Raw genomic sequence first — 16,534 nt, 5'->3', positions numbered from 1 at the left:
ATTGTTAATGGAGGAGAAACATGACTATACATTGTGATGTCGCTATTTTGGGTGGAGGAACCGGGGGGTATGTAGCAGCCATTCGTGCCGCCCAGCTAGGCAAGGAAGTGGTTATCATCGAAAAGGACAAGCTTGGCGGAACCTGTCTGCACCGTGGTTGCATTCCGAGTAAAGCCTTGCTGCGCAGTGCGGAAGTATATGCGACGATTAAGGAAAGTGCACAATACGGTATTGAGACATCGGGAGCACAGCTTGTATTTCCTAAGGTTCAGGAGCGTAAGGAAGCCGTTGTGGAGCAACTGCATCAAGGCGTTCAATTTTTGATGCGTAAAAATAAAATTACGGTGCTGAGCGGTAAGGGACGCGTGATTGGGCCGTCTATATTTTCTCCAAAAAGCGGGGCAGTTGCTGTGGAACTAGAAGATGGTGAGATGGAAACGATTGTTCCTACACATCTCATTATCGCAACGGGATCACGCCCGCGTGTGCTGTCCGGACTGGAGCCAGATGGCGAATTTATCCTGAGCAGTGACGAAGCGTTAACTATGGAGGAGCTACCAGCATCCCTGATTATCGTGGGCGGTGGTGTTATTGGCGTAGAGTGGGCTTCCATGCTAAATGATTTTGGCGTGGAGGTTACGGTGGTTGAAGCCGCGAATCGACTTATTCCCACGGAAGACGAAGACGTTTCGCGTGAAATGCAGCGCTTGTTAACCAAGCGTGGTGTCAAGGTGCTGACGGGTTCACAAGTGCTGGCTAAAACATACGGCAAAGATGAGGAAGGCGTACAGATTGAGGTGCAAAAAGGGGAAGAAACCGAAACCCTCAGCGCTTCCAAATTGCTCATTTCTGTAGGGCGTCAGGCAAATGTGGAAAATATCGGGCTGGAAAATACGGATATCCGCGTAGAGCGTGGCTTTATCTCGGTTAATGAGCATTTGCAGACGAATGAACCACATATTTACGCCATTGGAGATTGCATCGGCGGCTTACAACTGGCGCATGCGGCGAGCCATGAAGGTTTGCAGGCGGTTCATCATATGGCGGGCGAAGAGTTTCACAGTGTACCTAACCATCTGATTCCGCGGTGTATTTATACACGTCCTGAAGCCGCGAGCGTCGGCTTAACGGAGCAAGAAGCCCGTGAGCGTGGACATCAGGTGAAGACAGGGAAGTTCCCTTTTCAAGCTATCGGAAAATCGCTAGTATACGGCAGTCGGGACGGCTTCGTCAAAGTAGTGGCCGACGAGAAGACCAATGATATTCTCGGTGTACATATGATCGGTACGCATGTGACGGATCTGATCAGCGAGGCCGCTCTTGCGCAACTGCTGGATGCTACGCCATGGGAAGTCGGACAACTTATTCATCCGCATCCGACGTTGTCGGAGATTTTGGGAGAAGCGATGTTGGCCGTTGATGGACAGGCGATTGGCATATAAACGTTTCAAATAAATCGGTGCTTTTCTTTTTGGGGAGAAAAGGATTATAATGGGGTTAGCCAGAGTTTAGTACCAGGTTTTAAGACAAGATGGTACTAGGTACTGGAAGTAGGATGTTTGACACTTAAGGAGGTGCCTCAATGAGTTCTAAAGGCGCTGTAGACGCTGGCTTCAGACATGAACAGCTGGGACTTACTCACGGACAAGTTATTGATATGTACAGATATATGTTGCTCGCAAGAAGATTTGACGAGCGCAACATGCTCCTGCAACGGGCAGGGAAAATTAATTTCCACGTTTCTGGCATTGGACAGGAGGCGGCACAAGTAGGTGCAGCTTTCGGCCTTGACCGGGAAAAGGACTATTTTCTTCCCTATTATCGGGATTATGGATTCGTGCTTGCGGTAGGAATGACGCCGCGCGAACTAATGCTGTCGGCATTTGCCAAGGCAGATGATCCCAATAGCGGTGGTCGTCAGATGCCAGGACATTTTGGTAGTAAACGGCTGCGTATTGTGACTGGCTCCAGCCCAGTAACGACACAGGTTCCGCATGCAGTAGGTGTAGCTTTGGCTGCCAAAATGCAGAAAAAGGATTTTGTTTCGTTTGTTACGTTTGGGGAAGGCTCCAGCAATCAGGGAGATTTTCACGAAGGCTGTAACTTTGCTGGTGTACAGAAGCTGCCAGTCATCATTATGTGCGAGAACAATCAATATGCGATATCGGTTCCGATTCATAAACAGTTGGCAGGCAAGGTAAGCGACCGTGCTTTGGGATATGGTTTTCCAGGGATTCGAGTCGATGGTAATGATGCGTTGGCGGTATATGCGGCGGTGAAGGAAGCACGGGAACGTGCTGTCCGCGGTGAAGGTCCTACGCTGATCGAAGCCATGATGTACCGTCTGTCTCCTCACTCCACCTCGGATAATGATCTGGCTTACCGGACCAAGGAGGAAGTGGATGAGAACTGGGCCAAGGATGGCGTAGCCCGTATGAAAAACTACTTGATTGAATGCGGCATTTGGGATGAGGCCAAGGATGCGGATCTGTCGGCTGAGCTGCTGCTCGAAGTCAAGGAAGCGATTGAATATGCAGATAAAGCGCCTTTTCCAAAGCCCGAAGATACGCTGCTGCATGTGTATGCAGATAGCGATGGGGAGGGCTGGTAACAATGGCGATTATGGAATATATTGATGCGATTCGTCTTGCCATGAAAGAAGAGATGGAGCAGGATGAAACGGTTTTTGTATTAGGTGAGGATGTCGGGGTGAAGGGCGGCGTCTTTACAACGACAAAGGGGCTTATGGACCAATTCGGTGAGCAACGTGTCATGGATACGCCATTGGCTGAGTCGGCTATTGCGGGGGTTGCGATTGGTGCAGCCATGTACGGAATGAAGCCGATTGCCGAAATGCAATATTCGGACTTCATGCTTCCGGCGACAAATCAGATTATTAGTGAAGCAGCTAAAATCCGTTACCGCTCTAACAACGATTGGAACTGTCCTGTGGTAATCCGCGCGCCAATCGGTGGTGGTATCTTTGGTGGTTTGTATCACTCTCAGTGTCCAGAATCTATCTTTTTTGGTACGCCGGGTTTGAAAATTGTTGCTCCATTTACACCTTATGACGCAAAAGGATTGCTGAAAGCAGCCATTCGTGACCCTGATCCAGTGCTGTTTTTTGAAAATAAAAAATCCTACAAGCTGATCAAGGGTGAAGTGCCTGAGGATGATTATATCGTTCCGATTGGCAAGGCTAATCTATTACGTGAGGGTGACGATATTACAGTCATCGGATATAGCCAGCCTTTGCATTTTGTCATGCAGGCTGCTGAGGAATTGGAGAAGGAAGAGGGCATTACCGCACATGTTGTGGATTTGCGCACACTCCAACCGCTGGACCGCGAAGCCATTATTGAGGCTGCACGAAATACAGGTAAGGTATTAATCGTGCATGAGGACAACAAAACGGGCGGCATCGGTGCCGAGGTATCGGCAATTATTAATGAGGAGTGTCTGTTTGAGCTGGATGCGCCGATTGAGCGTCTATGTGCTCCTGATGTACCAGCCATGCCGATCAGTCCACCGATGGAGAAGTTTTATATGTTAAACAAGGATAAAGTTAAGGAAGCCATGCGCCGTCTTGCAATGTATTAATAAAAGGCAGATTGGACGAAAGCATTCCAAAAGTATAGCGGGGGCAGCGGTAAAACGCGCCCTCCTATGATGTTAAGGAGTTGAAAAAATGTCAGACCAAACACAATGGAACGACGTGACCATGCCACAATTGGCAGAATCGCTCGTATCGGCGACAATTGCCAAATGGCTCAAACAACCTGGTGAAACGGTAGAGCAATTCGAGCCGATTTGCGAGGTTATTACAGATAAAGTGAATGCAGAAATCCCATCCACATTGGACGGCATTATGGGTGATCTGTTGGCAGAGGAAGGTCAGACAGTAGCGGTAGGCGAGTTAATTTGCCGTATCCAGACGAAGTCGGCTGCACCTGCGGCGGCATCAGGAGCGACACCTGTTGCACCAGCATCTCAAAGTACCGTACAAACACAATCTCAGCAGAGTGCTGGATCGGACCAGTCCATGAGAGGACGTTTTTCCCCAGCGGTGCAAACCCTGGCTGCTGAGCATAATGTCGACTTAAGCCAAGTACCAGGCACGGGCATGGGGGGAAGAATTACCCGCAAAGACGTGCTGAATTATGTGCAGCAGGGCGGCTCTGCTCACACTGGAGTATCTGGACAGCCGACTGCGACAACATCAGGACAAGGCTCTCCTTTTGCAGGAAGACAGCAGTCTGCCACTCAGCACAGCACACCGATTCAAAATATGGACCCTGCTATTCCGGTTCGTAACAGTGGGATTCATTTGACGGAGGCTCCAAAGGCTCCTGTGATCGAAGTTGAGGGTGGCAACAATAACAGATCCGAGTATTTTATTGATGTTACACCCATTCGCAGTGCAATTGCTCGCAATATGCGACAAAGCGTTTCCGAAATTCCACATGCATGGACGACGATTGAGGTGGATGTGACCAACCTGGTAATGCTCCGCAACAAGATCAAAAACGAGTTCAAGCAAAAAGAAGGCATCAATATTACGTATCTGGCTTTCCTCATGAAAGCAGTCGTGAATGCAATCAAGGAATATCCGATCATGAATTCGGTGTGGGCTGTGGACAAAATTATCGTCAAAAGAGATATCAATATTTCGCTAGCCGTGGGTACAGAGGACTCCGTTCTTACTCCTGTTATTAAAAAAGCGGACCAGAAAAATATTGCTGGATTAGCTCGTGAAATTGACGATTTGGCACGTAAAACCCGGGAAGGCACGCTCAAACTGGACGACATGCAAGGCGGAACGTTCACTGTAAACAACACAGGCTCCTTTGGTTCGATTTTATCTTATCCGGTGATTAACTATCCGCAGGCTGCAATTCTTACCTTTGAATCCATTGTCAAAAGACCAGTGGTTATTGATGATATGATTGCGGTTCGCTCGATGGCTAATCTGTGCTTGTCGCTGGATCATCGCATTTTGGACGGAGTGATTTGCGGACGATTCCTGCAACGGGTTAAAGAAAATCTAGAAGGCTACACTTTGGATACGAAGCTGTACTAATCATCCGAACAGTGGGGGAAATGTACGGAGAGGAAGTGACAGGCCGTGAACAGACGACCGCTTGATGTAACCTATACGAATAGGATGGAATATGCCCATGCATGGGATGTCCAGAAGGAGATTGTGGGAAAGCTGGATGAGGGAGAGGCAAGAGAAACGCTTATGCTTCTCCAGCATCCGCCGACCTATACGATTGGATCTCAGCGGCATCCTGAACATTTGCTCCTCACACCAGAGCAACTGAAGGAGCAGGGAATCAGCGTCTTTCAGATTGACCGTGGGGGAGACATTACATATCATGGGCCGGGGCAGCTTGTCGGATATCCTCTACTTATGCTCGGCAACCGGGAGGCGCTGAATCTGCACGGATACCTTCGAAGTCTGGAAGAAGTGATCATCCAGTTGTTGGCATCTTATGGGGTTGAGGGAAGCCGTAAGCCTGAATATACGGGGGTATGGATCGGGAATCTAAAAATTGCGGCCATTGGCGTCAAATTCAACAAGTGTAAGCACCGTCGGGGCTTCGTAACCAGCCATGGCTTTGCCTTTAACATCAAATCAGGGATACAGCATGAGGGCTTTGAGGGCATTGTCCCGTGCGGAATTCAGGAATACGGTGTGACATCATTGGAGGACTGCATACAGAAGCCTATGTCGGTGGAGCAGATTGCGAAGGAAATTGTACCGTTCTTTGAACAGCAATTTTCATTTGCTGCGCAATGGCAAACGCATTCTTTCCAATAAAGGTAAGGCGGGCTATTGTGTATGTACACGAAAGCCCGCCTGTTTGCTTTACGTAACAGCTCGTCCACTCAAGGCTTCAATAGTGCCTTAGAGCAGCCGGATACCTTGAGCGGTATAGTTATTATAGTGGCATAATAAACGGCTCAATTACCATGAACAGCGTAGAACCAATCATAGCTGCGAGCATAATGTAGACGAAAAAACGAACCCATTTTTTGTTCGACATGTGTAACTCCTTTAGGATAGGTTTAAGTCATAGATAAGAACATCTATCCGTATTGTAGCGTAATCGGGAAAGAGAGGAAAGTTTAATGACAGTAAAAGTAGTAAAAGACCGAATTGTACAGGAATTTATGGAACTCGTACAGGTGGATAGTGAAACGAAAAATGAGCAGGAAATATCACGTGTTCTAAAAGAAAAGTTTAATGCACTCGGGCTGGAAGTAATGGAAGACGATTCTCGTGAAAGAACTGGACATGGTTCAGGCAATCTGATCGTCACCTGGAAAGCGGAAGGTGTGGAGCAAGCACCCAAATTATTTTTTACCTGCCATATGGATACCGTTACTCCGGGTAAAGGCATTAAGCCACAGTTGGGTGAGGATGGCTGGATTCGTAGTGACGGTTCAACGATTCTGGGTTCTGACGACAAGGCGGGAATTGCTGCTTTGTTCGAGGCGATTCGTGTCGTGCGCGAGCAGAATATTCCCCATGGTCAAATCCAGTTCGTGATTACGGCTGGCGAGGAATCTGGTTTGATGGGTGCACGGGCGATGAAGCCAGAAGTGCTAGATTCTGATTTCGGATATGCTTTGGATTCGAATGGTGAAGTTGGCTCTATTTGTATAGCTGCCCCAACGCAGGCACGTATTGAAATGAAGATAACTGGGAAGTCCGCTCATGCGGGGGTAAATCCAGAAGATGGCATTAGTGCCATTCAGGTCGCTTCTAAAGCCATTTCTAAAATGAAACTAGGACGGATTGATAAGGAAACGACCGCTAACATCGGCAGTTTCGAGGGCGGCGGCGCGACGAATGTGGTATGCGATTTTGTATTGATCCGTGCAGAGGCACGTAGTATTGTGCAGGAAAAGGTTAATCATCAAATCCAGCATATGCGTGAAGCGCTGGAAACCACCACACGCGAATTTGGTGCACAGGGAGAGTTCCGCAGTGAAGTCATCTATCCGGCATTCAGCTTTACGGAGCATGACGAAGTTGTACAGGTTGCACAGCGTGCAATTCAAGGACTGGGACTGGCAACGCCGACCTTCCATTCCGGTGGTGGCTCAGATGCTAATGTATTCAACGGGCTTGGAATTCCAACGGTGAATTTGGCTGTGGGCTACCAGAACATCCATACAACAGAGGAAAAAATCAAGGCCGATGACCTGGTGAAGGTTGCTGAAGTTGTCATAGCTCTGATTCAAGAAACCACAAAATAAACTTGTATCATACACTTGCAACATACTGAAAAAAGGTTCAGGTTAAAGACAGGAACAGCGTTCCTTCGTCTTTAGACCTGAACCTTTTTTGGAACAGCTAGCGAAGCGATGGTGGCGGTAGGTCCGTGTTCCTTTTGCCACTGACGCAAGAGTGCTTGAATCTGCCAGGCTTTACCAACGATATGGAGGGTGCTTTCAGTACGGTAGCTTTTCATTTCTGCATCTCCTCATGACAGGAAGTTTGTTATTCTACCACCAGCATATGTACAAAGTGGACAAGTTAGACTAACTTTGGTGATAATTAATAAAGAAAGATAGATATGAAGGAGGAAACTTACCGATGAACGAGCAAACGAACGGACAATTGAACAATCCAACAAACGATGCACATCGCAAGCCTTATTCCAATCCTGCGCTGGAGGAAAAGACCGTGTCCACACAGCCTATCTTTGAGGGAAAGGTCATTACATTACAGGTAGACACGGTAGAACTTCCCGACGGCTCCACTGGAAAGCGTGAGATCGTAAAGCATCCAGGGGCGGTGGCTGTTTTGGCTCTACATGAAGGGAAAATGCTGGTCGTGGACCAGTACAGACAGGCGATGGGGCGCTGTGAGGTAGAAATTCCTGCAGGTAAGCTAGAGCGGGGTGAAGATCCGATGGAAGCAGCGGGGCGTGAGCTGAGAGAAGAGACAGGTTATACTGCCAAGTCGTTGAAGCTGCTGCACTCCTTTTATACCTCTCCTGGCTTTGCGGATGAAATCATTCATCTGTATGTGGCCGAAGAACTGGAGTTAGGTGAGATGGAACCGGATGAGGATGAATTTCTGGAGTTGTTTGAGGTGACGCTGGAAGAAGCACAGACGCTCATTCGTGAAGGACGGATTAGTGATGCTAAAACGATTCTGGCCGTCTATGCATGGCAACTCCGCCAACATACAGGGAGCTTCTAAGCGGATGGATGAAAATAGAGTAGAACTTAACGACTACTTTGCAGACTTGCATATTCATATTGGCAGAACAGAGAAGGGAAATCCGGTCAAAATTAGTGGCAGCCGCGATCTGACCTTTGCCAACATAGCTAAGGAAGCCTCCGGTCGTAAAGGAATTGGGCTGATCGGTATCATTGACTGCCATGCACCTAATGTACAGGAGGATATTCGTACCTATTTACATACGGGTGAAATGAAGGAAATCAGCGGCGGCGGTATCGCATACCGGGATACGGTTATTCTCCTTGGCACGGAGCTGGAAATACGTGCTGAAGGTCGTCCTGAGGCGCACGTACTGGCCTATTTTCCAGATCTGGCGGCGATGGAGGATTTTACCCAATGGCTGGCCCGGCATATGAAAAATGTTAATCTTAGCTCACAACGAATCTATGCGCCGCCACGCGAGTTGCAGCAGCAAATTTACGGACGTGGAGGCATTATGGTGCCTGCGCACGTGTTTACTCCTCATAAGGGCATATACGGCAGCTCAGCGGCCCGTATGGAGGAACTGCTGGATATGGAGCTCGTTAGCGGGGTGGAGCTGGGGCTGAGCGCAGATTCATCTATGGCCGGTTTGATTTCGGAACTGGATCGCTTCAGCTTTCTCACGAATTCAGATGCCCATTCACTTGGGAAAATCGGACGAGAATACAACAAATTATCACTGGCAAAGCCGTGTTTTGATGAATTCAGAATGGCTTTGGAGCGGCGGGAAGGACGACGGGTGCGTGCCAACTACGGATTAAATCCGAAACTGGGCAAATACCATCGTTCTTACTGTCAAAGCTGCGGTACGATTATTGACGAGCAACAGATGGCGGATGAACGTTGTCCTGACTGTGGTCATACCAAGCTGGTGAGAGGTGTGCTGGATCGAATATGGAGCATTGCTGACCGTGAACAGCCCATGATTCCTTCCCATCGTCCGCCGTACATTTACCAGATTCCCCTGGAGTTTATTCCAGGTCTGGGTAAAGCCAAGCTGAACCAGCTATTGGCTGCATTTGGAACAGAAATGAATATTTTACATGAGGTTACACAGGAGGAGTTAGCAGCAGTCGTCGGAAAAGTGCTGGCAGAGCAAATTGTGCTTTCACGTGAGGGGAGACTGTCGCTTGTATCCGGTGGTGGTGGAACATACGGCAAAATAGCTAAGTCCTAGTAAAGTCTTGTCCCTCTAAAGGCATATCAGCGTCTGCTTGTTCATAACCATAAATTATCTATGCCGCTGGCTTGGCACATCATTCGTGATGCTTGATCTGCAGTGAAAGCTGCCCCATTTCTAGCCATCAGCCGTCGGATTACGGTTGTTTTTTGGACAAACAAGCAGATGAAAGGGGCAGGACGCCGATGCAATGGTTTCGTCATACGTTAAAAGATCAGACGCCGTATTATGTTTTCTTGGCTGTGCTGTTTCTGGTGGGAGTCGTCTTTGGCGCACTTATGGTAAACGCACTCTCGCTGGAGCAGTTACAGGATTTGTCCCGTTACCTGAAGGATTTTTTTGTAACAGTCAATCAAAACGAACAGGGCTTCGCTGATTCGCAGGCGGCTTCGACCTTTTGGGATAGCGTATCTTTACATCTGAAATGGGTCGGCCTAATTTGGGTGTGTGGCCTTTCGGTTATTGGTCTACCGGGCATTCTTGTATTGAATTTCCTCAAGGGTGTGCTAATCGGATTTTCAGTAGGTTATATGGTGGGGCAATATTCGTGGAAAGGACTGCTATTTTCTTTGGTTTCAGTTGCTCCCCATAACCTGCTCGTCATTCCGGTACTGCTCGTCTGCAGCGTGGCTGCGATGACTTTTTCCATCCATATGATCAAAACCAAAATACTCGCTACCCGGCCGTCAGACGGGATGCTGCGTCCGTTGCTGTCTTATGCAGGATTGACTGCTGTGATGATGGTGCTTCTTATCGGTAGCGCGTCCTTTGAAACTTGGATCACCCCGGTTATGATGCAATGGGTCACTCCTATGCTGACAGCTTCCGTATCATCTTGATCCGTTTCAAAATGTTTGACTTTATTTGTATAGACCCCCTATAATAATAGGAGTGAAAAAAGTGCAGTAGGCAGTAGCTTTGCAGGGGGAGGGAGACACATGGAAGCACGGATCGAAAAAATTAAGCAGCAGCTGCAATCCCAGGGCTACAAACTAACGCCTCAGCGGGAAGCCACCGTCAGAGTTTTACTTGAGAACGAAGATGATCATCTGAGTGCGGAAGATGTATTTATGCTCGTCAAAGAGAAAGCTCCCGAAATCGGTCTGGCAACCGTATACCGTACCCTAGAACTGCTAAGTGAACTGCATGTCGTGGAGAAAATTAATTTTGGTGATGGCGTTGCGCGTTATGATTTGCGCGGCGATACAACCAAACATCACCATCACCATTTGATATGTGTGCAGTGTGGCAGTGTAGATGAAATACTGGAAGATTGGCTTGGACCATTGGAGGAGCGTCTGGAACGGGAATATAATTTTACCGTAGTGGATCATCGTTTGGACTTCCACGGTATCTGTTATCGTTGTAAGGCGAAGAACGATACGACGGCTCAGAAATCTTTGGGCAAATCCAGAAAACACAAATCTCAGGACTAAAAGCTGACTACCCAAGCTCTCACCGACGAAGATGCGTTCGGGAGAGCTTTTTTGGTTAGGAATCTGTTGTTCGAGATTAAGTGGTATAAAAAGGAATAGCTTGTCATACCCTTCCATAGAGAGTCCTAATAGGGACTATATTCTGGGGAAAAGGCGGCTGATTCACATGGTACTATCGTTGCGGAGAGGACTAAAATGGCTGCGTTTGGTAATATTGTTCGGGGTGCTGGCATGTATGTTCTTTTATAGCCTCAGGCTGTTTACAGATTGGATAACACCTGTAGATCATTACCGAATACCGGAAGGACATGCAGTTAAGGTATTTGGCGGGCAAAAAGTAAATGAAGGGTCCGAGCATCGAATAGCAGTGTTGGAACGTTTACGTTTCTTTTACTGGTATGGTGAATAGTCTAAGTAATCGGTCTTGATGAGCTTATGATATGAACGCAGCACACGAAGAAGCAGAGGCTGAGACTGAACCGCTGTATGCAGAACAAGGAGACTTTTGGAACTCATGAAAATGTACATTCAACCTTTCGTTCAATATATGGAAGAGGAAAAGGGCTTGTCGCGCAGCACATTGGAAGCGTATCAACGGGACGTACAGCAGTTTGCCGAGTTTGCAGAAAGCTGTGGTATTGAGCAGCCGGATAACGTTCAACGGTCACATCTGGTACTGTATTTGGGCCGTTTGAAGGAACAGGGAAAAGCTGCGGCGACGATATCACGTAGCGTCGCCTCCATTCGCTCCTTTTTTCATTTTCTTATTCGGGAGGGAATTACGATCCATGATCCGTCCGTTCTGCTGGAGCTGCCCAAAGCGACTAAAAAGAAGCCCTCGGTGCTAACGCAGGATGAGATAGAGCGTTTGCTGGACGCGCCGGATGTGACTGCCCCGCAAGGGGTGCGAGACAAGGCGATGCTGGAGTTGCTATATGCGACGGGCATTCGTGTATCGGAGCTGATTGCCCTAAACGTGGGTGATGTCCGCACCGATCTGCGCTTTGTGCACTGTGGCGGCGAGGCAGGCAAGGAGCGTGTTGTACCGATCAGCCGTGAGGCATCACAGTGGGCACAAGTCTACATGGACGAGCAGCGTCTACTATTGCTGAGATCCGGGCAGGGTGAAGAAGCTCAGGTAGAGCAGGAAGCCATGTTCCTGAACGTATCTGGTCAGCGTCTCAGTAGACAGGGCTTCTGGAAAATGATTAAGAAGTACGGCCAGGAAGCAGGCATAAGCGAGGATATCACGCCCCACACGTTGCGGCATTCCTTTGCGGTACATATGCTGGAGGGCGGAGCGGACTTACGCTCTGTACAGGAAATGCTGGGTCATGCTGATCTGTCAACGACGCAGGTATATGCGCAGACGGCCAGACGGAATATGAAGGAAGTATATGAAAAGCATCACCCGCACGGCGGCAACCGCACTTCTCATGAAAGCAAAGATCGAACGTAACGATACTTTGCTTTCATAGAAAATGTGATAATGACTATAACTTTACGATTGTACAAGTCAGGAGAGATATTAATGTCAACAGCCAACCAATCTACAATTCAGGAAGCAGCAGATTATATCCGTGCCAAGAGCGGAATACGTCCAGAGATTGGTCTTATTCTGGGATCAGGTCTCGGTATTCTGGCCGATTTAATTCAGGATGGAATTAGTATTCCTTATCAGGATATTCCCCATTTTCCTGTATCGACGGTAGAAGGTCACGAGGGAGAATTACTGTTAGGCACGATTGAAGGTCGCGCTGTCGTCATGATGAAAGGGCGCTTTCATATGTATGAGGGATATGGCCCGCAGCTGACGGCTTTCCCAGTTCGGGTGATGAAGCAATTGGGGATTCAAAGTCTGCTGGTGACGAATGCAGCAGGTGGTGTAAACACTTCCTACGAAGCAGGCGATCTGATGGTCATCTCGGATCATCTTAATCTGACAGGACAAAATCCATTGATCGGACCGAACGATGCTGGTCTAGGCGTTCGTTTTCCAGACATGTCGGAGGCGTACAGCCGCCGCTTGCGTGAAATTGCCAAGCAAACGGCTAACCAACAGGGCTTCAGTCTGCAAGAAGGTGTATATGCTGGATTGCTGGGGCCTAACTATGAAACGCCTGCTGAAATCGTTATGCTGCGTACACTGGGTGCAGATGCGGTGGGTATGTCGACCGTATCTGAGGTTATTGTAGCCCGTCATGCAAGTATTGAGGTACTGGGCTTCTCCTGTATCACGAATATGGCCGCAGGCATTCTGGATCAGCCTTTGTCCCATGGTGAAGTGATGGAGACGGCAGAGAAAGTACGTGAGCAATTTTTAAAACTTGTGCTAGCGATTATTCCACAAATGTAGATTGGGGATCATGTTCAACCGAAGCGGTGGACATATATCCCAAGAACCCCATAACCGATCGCCTTTTGATGGCGTGGATATGGGGTTCTTTTTTACATCAACGGTTGAGCTGAGTATGATCTCCTAATGAAGAGGGGGTGTGCTCAATGCAGTTGAATTCGCTTTTTCTGCTACAGCCAGTTTATGTCGTTCTTGCACCTTGATCACAATAACCATAAAAATGATCCAGTAAATGGCTAGCGAGTTCAGGAAACGGCTGTCCGTTATATTGTTCAATACGATAAATAGGAAAAAAACCACTGCCGTCAGCCATGTATACATATCTGCTTTGCCAATTCTGAATTTAAATAAAGTTGTTATGGCGAGTGTAATTGTTGCCAGTAGTCCTGTAAGGCCCACATCGATCCACAGATCACGGAAACCGCTATGGCTGCTTGTCAGATCAAATCGGATGCCGTTCGCATAGATACTGGGTCGGGCTGCCCAGTAGGAGCCGTAACCATGTCCGAACCAGTAATGGCTCTGAATAGCACCACCAATCCCCTGCCAGATTTCCGTTCTTCCAGTTAAGGTCGTTGTTTTTCCGAATTCCGACGCAATCGCATCTCCATAAGTAAAGGTGAGTACCAAACCCAAAAGAACGAGCAAGCAGGAACAGCTAATGAAGAAACCGCGCAACGCAATGCTTCGGATTCTCTTGAATAGCAGTATAAACAATATAAATACGAAGAGCGAAGATGTCAGTACCAAAGAGGTGGTAGATTGACACTCGATGAGCAATAGGGCATTGAGTAAGATAAAGCCAATATGCAAAACTTTACGTTTACCCCTGAAAAAATAAATGACATGTGAAACAAAACTTAACAGAGAGAGAGTTCCAAGTGTATTTTTATGACCAGAGATGCCCTTCCATAGCCCAGTATGTTCTACTCCACCATGAATGGCAAAGGAGGGAACGAGCAAAACGGCGAGTAGATTGAGTATGCTCAAAATACTTAACGTAACGACTAAGAGGCGAATGCAGCCCTGAGTTGTATAATGGGTGACCAAATAGAGCCCAAAGGTAGAGAAGGCAAGGAATTTGAGAACCATCAGCAAGGAAGAGGTCTGTTCTTGTTCAGCCCATAAGCAGGAGGCAGCGATGTACAGCGTGAGTAGAGTCAGTAACGGATTGTCGGCTAAGGTTGCGATCAATGACTTGAGTGAAGGTAGTAGCATGGTATAGCTGAACAACAGGATAAGCACGGAAATCGTGATAACTCTGGGGGACAAACCCTGACAAGCATAAGGAATCGAAAAAGCCAGTAAACCAGCTACTGTAAGTACATGTTTCACGATTTCACCACCTGGATACATTATGTATCTATAATATACAAAACGTATCTTCTTGTACAATAATAATAAAATATTTATTTTCATTTTTCTCAAGCCTAGAGCAAGCCCTCTTGTGCATATACTCAGTCCATGCTAAGAAAATGAAGAATTCTTCGGCTTGGTCAAAAAAGGAACTTTTTACGTTTTTAAACATGGGGGTGTTCGGGTGGCGGATCATTTTACAGACCGTTTGAAGTTGAATTTGAGTGGTACGGGCAAAGAGTTAACGCCGCAGCAATTAAATGAAAATTTTAAAACCATTGAAAAAGAATTCATTGAACGAAGTGTAAACGTAAGCTGGTTTGGAGCTGCTGGTGATGGTATTCAGGATGACACGGCAGCTTTACAGGAATTGATTAATAAGACCCCCGATTATTCCATTCTTCACATCCCCAGTGGACGATACAAAATAACCTCTACCTTACAGATTCGCAAGCAGGGTGTGCGCATTTTTGGCATTCATAAGGGCAGATACCGACAAGGCAAAGGTGTTACGTCGATTGAATATTATGGTACGGGTCCTTGTTTTCAAATTGGAGATGAAAGTCTACCATCGTTTAGCGGATATCAAAATGTGCAGTTTCATGACTTATCGATCCGGTACGAGGGGGCTGACATAGGCACATTAAATAATCCGTTTTCGCAGTCAGTGAAGCGTGGATATTATGGCAAAGGTACTTTGGGTATTCAGGATTGGAAGGGTGGCGGAGTTGTCCTGGATAACGTCCTAATTGAGCATTTTGAAACGGCTTTTTGGGGCTATGAAAGTGATGTGAATTTATTTAAATGCACGGAGATTAATTACAATAAAACAGGGATTCACTTGCAGAACAGAAGTTCACAGTTTACTAGCATAGCGCTTTTTACATTGGGGAACGATACGGCATTGGATCTGAATAGCTCCAATGGGGCCAGATTTTTGGCTAGCCAGCACATTAAGGATGGAAGCTCCAATGATATTCCCATTCTAATTAATGATTTTATGAACGCTGAATTTATAGGTTGCTGGTTTGAGGGACTAAGCAGAGAGCATAAGATGACAGTGCCTTCTTTTATTCAAATTGGTGCTACCAAAGAAACAAAAAATGTGGCCTTGCGTGACTCCATTTTAGCGATAGCGGACAAATTCGATGACACCCAATCCGTATGTAACTATTTTGTGGATGTGGTCATTGGCAAAAAAGTTTTGGTGGACGAGGTGGGAGGGTATCCCCGTAATCTAAAGCAGCTTATTTCTTTCTCTGGTAGCTCTTCCACACAGCAGGTGACACTTCGCTCACATTTGGATTTTAGCTATAGCAATAATCGTTATGACGAGAATAATGGGACAGGGCAGGCTTTGCTGCTTGTCGAGAAATACTCAAACAACGGGATTGAGCATTTGGACGAAACCTTTGTTAAAGCCTACCTGGGAGCAAGGCAAAATCTTCCCGCAGGTAGCTGGCAGAAGGTGAAGTTTAATCAAATCAACCATGATGAGCTGATCGAATTCGATGCGGTGAATAGCCGATGGCGAGCCAAGCGAGCTGGGAAATACAGAATACAAGTCTACATTTCGACCGATCCTCAAGTGGATGGCAATCGTACACGGCTTGCACTTCATCTGAATGATGAGCAGCTTGCCGGGAGTTCCGCCTATGCTTATCTCGATGATAGGGTAATTGGCGGACTGAACTATAGTGCATTGAGTGGAGCAATGGAACTTAGACTGGAAGCGAATTCTTTTATTGATATACGGGTGTTCAGTCAAAATACGATGGATATTCTACCCGGTGGAGGAATCACATATTTCACTATAAGCCGAATTTAAACAATTATTTCACAGACGATAGATGTTCTGTCATTTATATATTGGAATATGCGCACCATGCTGACTCAGCTTGGTGCTATTTGATGTTTTTATTCATATGGAATATTTTTCTTTCATTCTGACGACAATGGTT

Annotated in this window: 17 protein-coding genes; 14 read left to right on the top strand and 3 right to left on the bottom strand. The window is 47.1% G+C overall.

Translation table 11 applies throughout. The features are described 5' to 3' along the window. The first annotated feature begins 20 nt into the window (after positions 1 to 20). The 5 genes from lpdA (at position 21) to lipB (ending at position 5,824) form a co-directional block, all read left to right on the top strand. On the top strand, positions 21 to 1,442 hold the full coding sequence (gene lpdA / locus BM358_RS07530; protein ID WP_028540605.1) for a dihydrolipoyl dehydrogenase: 1,422 nt from the start codon (positions 21 to 23) through the stop codon (positions 1,440 to 1,442). Between the two features lie 140 nt (positions 1,443 to 1,582). Beyond that, complete coding sequence (locus BM358_RS07525; protein WP_028540606.1) at positions 1,583 to 2,611, top strand: thiamine pyrophosphate-dependent dehydrogenase E1 component subunit alpha; 1,029 nt, start codon at positions 1,583 to 1,585, stop codon at positions 2,609 to 2,611. Between the two features lie 2 nt (positions 2,612 to 2,613). After that, positions 2,614 to 3,600: an alpha-ketoacid dehydrogenase subunit beta gene (locus BM358_RS07520; RefSeq protein WP_028540607.1), complete on the top strand. Its 987-nt coding sequence runs from the start codon at positions 2,614 to 2,616 to the stop codon at positions 3,598 to 3,600. 88 nt (positions 3,601 to 3,688) lie between these two features. Next, entirely contained in the window at positions 3,689 to 5,080 is a 1,392-nt protein-coding gene (locus tag BM358_RS07515; protein WP_028540608.1) for a dihydrolipoamide acetyltransferase family protein, read from the top strand. 45 nt (positions 5,081 to 5,125) lie between these two features. Next, complete coding sequence (gene lipB / locus BM358_RS07510; protein WP_028540609.1) at positions 5,126 to 5,824, top strand: lipoyl(octanoyl) transferase LipB; 699 nt, start codon at positions 5,126 to 5,128, stop codon at positions 5,822 to 5,824. Between the two features lie 121 nt (positions 5,825 to 5,945). Here lipB and prli42 read toward each other — a convergent pair whose 3' ends face one another. Beyond that, positions 5,946 to 6,050 (bottom strand): stressosome-associated protein Prli42, encoded by a 105-nt coding sequence (gene prli42, locus BM358_RS07505; protein ID WP_023989226.1) that lies wholly within the window; start codon positions 6,048 to 6,050, stop codon positions 5,946 to 5,948. Positions 6,051 to 6,135: 85 nt separating this feature from the next. Here prli42 and BM358_RS07500 point away from each other — a divergent pair, with 85 nt between their 5' ends. Continuing rightward, positions 6,136 to 7,269: a tripeptidase T gene (locus BM358_RS07500; RefSeq protein ID WP_023989225.1), complete on the top strand. Its 1,134-nt coding sequence runs from the start codon at positions 6,136 to 6,138 to the stop codon at positions 7,267 to 7,269. 71 nt (positions 7,270 to 7,340) lie between these two features. On the opposite strand, the gene mciZ is transcribed toward BM358_RS07500, so the two are convergent. After that, complete coding sequence (mciZ, locus tag BM358_RS07495; RefSeq protein WP_076159536.1) at positions 7,341 to 7,484, bottom strand: Z-ring formation inhibitor MciZ; 144 nt, start codon at positions 7,482 to 7,484, stop codon at positions 7,341 to 7,343. A gap of 125 nt (positions 7,485 to 7,609) precedes the next feature. Between mciZ and BM358_RS07490 the strand changes: the two genes are divergently transcribed. The 7 genes from BM358_RS07490 to BM358_RS07460 all read left to right on the top strand — a co-directional run bounded on the left by BM358_RS07490 (position 7,610) and on the right by BM358_RS07460 (position 13,217). After that, positions 7,610 to 8,221, top strand: a complete 612-nt coding sequence (locus BM358_RS07490) for an NUDIX domain-containing protein (protein WP_028540610.1) — start codon at positions 7,610 to 7,612, stop codon at positions 8,219 to 8,221. A gap of 4 nt (positions 8,222 to 8,225) precedes the next feature. Then, entirely contained in the window at positions 8,226 to 9,422 is a 1,197-nt protein-coding gene (locus BM358_RS07485) for an endonuclease Q family protein (RefSeq protein ID WP_028540611.1), read from the top strand. A 188-nt stretch (positions 9,423 to 9,610) separates the two neighbouring features. After that, a complete protein-coding gene (gene spoIIM / locus BM358_RS07480) occupies positions 9,611 to 10,264 on the top strand; it encodes a stage II sporulation protein M (RefSeq protein WP_023989222.1) in 654 nt (217 codons plus the stop codon). 99 nt (positions 10,265 to 10,363) lie between these two features. Beyond that, complete coding sequence (locus BM358_RS07475) at positions 10,364 to 10,861, top strand: ferric iron uptake transcriptional regulator (protein WP_023989221.1); 498 nt, start codon at positions 10,364 to 10,366, stop codon at positions 10,859 to 10,861. 166 nt (positions 10,862 to 11,027) lie between these two features. Next, entirely contained in the window at positions 11,028 to 11,270 is a 243-nt protein-coding gene (locus BM358_RS07470) for a YqzK family protein (protein ID WP_023989220.1), read from the top strand. A gap of 105 nt (positions 11,271 to 11,375) precedes the next feature. Next, the gene (xerD, locus tag BM358_RS07465) at positions 11,376 to 12,320 is read left to right on the top strand and encodes a site-specific tyrosine recombinase XerD (protein WP_023989219.1); all 945 of its coding nucleotides are present in this window, start codon (positions 11,376 to 11,378) and stop codon (positions 12,318 to 12,320) included. A gap of 72 nt (positions 12,321 to 12,392) precedes the next feature. Beyond that, the gene (locus tag BM358_RS07460) at positions 12,393 to 13,217 is read left to right on the top strand and encodes a purine-nucleoside phosphorylase (RefSeq protein WP_028540612.1); all 825 of its coding nucleotides are present in this window, start codon (positions 12,393 to 12,395) and stop codon (positions 13,215 to 13,217) included. 123 nt (positions 13,218 to 13,340) lie between these two features. On the opposite strand, the gene BM358_RS07455 is transcribed toward BM358_RS07460, so the two are convergent. Then, complete coding sequence (locus BM358_RS07455; protein WP_028540613.1) at positions 13,341 to 14,552, bottom strand: O-antigen ligase family protein; 1,212 nt, start codon at positions 14,550 to 14,552, stop codon at positions 13,341 to 13,343. 205 nt (positions 14,553 to 14,757) lie between these two features. On the opposite strand from BM358_RS07455, the gene BM358_RS07450 reads away from it, so the two are divergent. Further along, positions 14,758 to 16,401, top strand: a complete 1,644-nt coding sequence (locus tag BM358_RS07450) for a glycosyl hydrolase family 28-related protein (protein ID WP_028540614.1) — start codon at positions 14,758 to 14,760, stop codon at positions 16,399 to 16,401. Positions 16,402 to 16,534 lie beyond the last annotated feature (133 nt).

The organism is Paenibacillus sp. cl130 (assembly GCF_900116035.1).
Lineage (GTDB): Bacteria > Bacillota > Bacilli > Paenibacillales > Paenibacillaceae > Paenibacillus > Paenibacillus polymyxa_B.
This window is presented reverse-complemented; position numbering and strand designations above follow the sequence as displayed.

Excerpts from the sequence above, each read along its gene's own strand:
- lpdA (WP_028540605.1), top strand. The coding sequence starts at position 21 with ATGACTATACATTGTGATGTCGCTATTTTGGGTGGAGGAACCGGGGGG.
- BM358_RS07525 (WP_028540606.1), top strand. The coding sequence starts at position 1,583 with ATGAGTTCTAAAGGCGCTGTAGACGCTGGCTTCAGACATGAACAGCTG.
- BM358_RS07520 (WP_028540607.1), top strand. The coding sequence starts at position 2,614 with ATGGCGATTATGGAATATATTGATGCGATTCGTCTTGCCATGAAAGAA.
- BM358_RS07515 (WP_028540608.1), top strand. The coding sequence starts at position 3,689 with ATGTCAGACCAAACACAATGGAACGACGTGACCATGCCACAATTGGCA.
- prli42 (WP_023989226.1), bottom strand. The coding sequence starts at position 6,050 with ATGTCGAACAAAAAATGGGTTCGTTTTTTCGTCTACATTATGCTCGCA.
- BM358_RS07500 (WP_023989225.1), top strand. The coding sequence starts at position 6,136 with ATGACAGTAAAAGTAGTAAAAGACCGAATTGTACAGGAATTTATGGAA.
- mciZ (WP_076159536.1), bottom strand. The coding sequence starts at position 7,484 with ATGAAAAGCTACCGTACTGAAAGCACCCTCCATATCGTTGGTAAAGCC.
- BM358_RS07490 (WP_028540610.1), top strand. The coding sequence starts at position 7,610 with ATGAACGAGCAAACGAACGGACAATTGAACAATCCAACAAACGATGCA.
- BM358_RS07485 (WP_028540611.1), top strand. The coding sequence starts at position 8,226 with ATGGATGAAAATAGAGTAGAACTTAACGACTACTTTGCAGACTTGCAT.
- spoIIM (WP_023989222.1), top strand. The coding sequence starts at position 9,611 with ATGCAATGGTTTCGTCATACGTTAAAAGATCAGACGCCGTATTATGTT.
- BM358_RS07475 (WP_023989221.1), top strand. The coding sequence starts at position 10,364 with ATGGAAGCACGGATCGAAAAAATTAAGCAGCAGCTGCAATCCCAGGGC.
- BM358_RS07470 (WP_023989220.1), top strand. The coding sequence starts at position 11,028 with ATGGTACTATCGTTGCGGAGAGGACTAAAATGGCTGCGTTTGGTAATA.
- xerD (WP_023989219.1), top strand. The coding sequence starts at position 11,376 with ATGAAAATGTACATTCAACCTTTCGTTCAATATATGGAAGAGGAAAAG.
- BM358_RS07460 (WP_028540612.1), top strand. The coding sequence starts at position 12,393 with ATGTCAACAGCCAACCAATCTACAATTCAGGAAGCAGCAGATTATATC.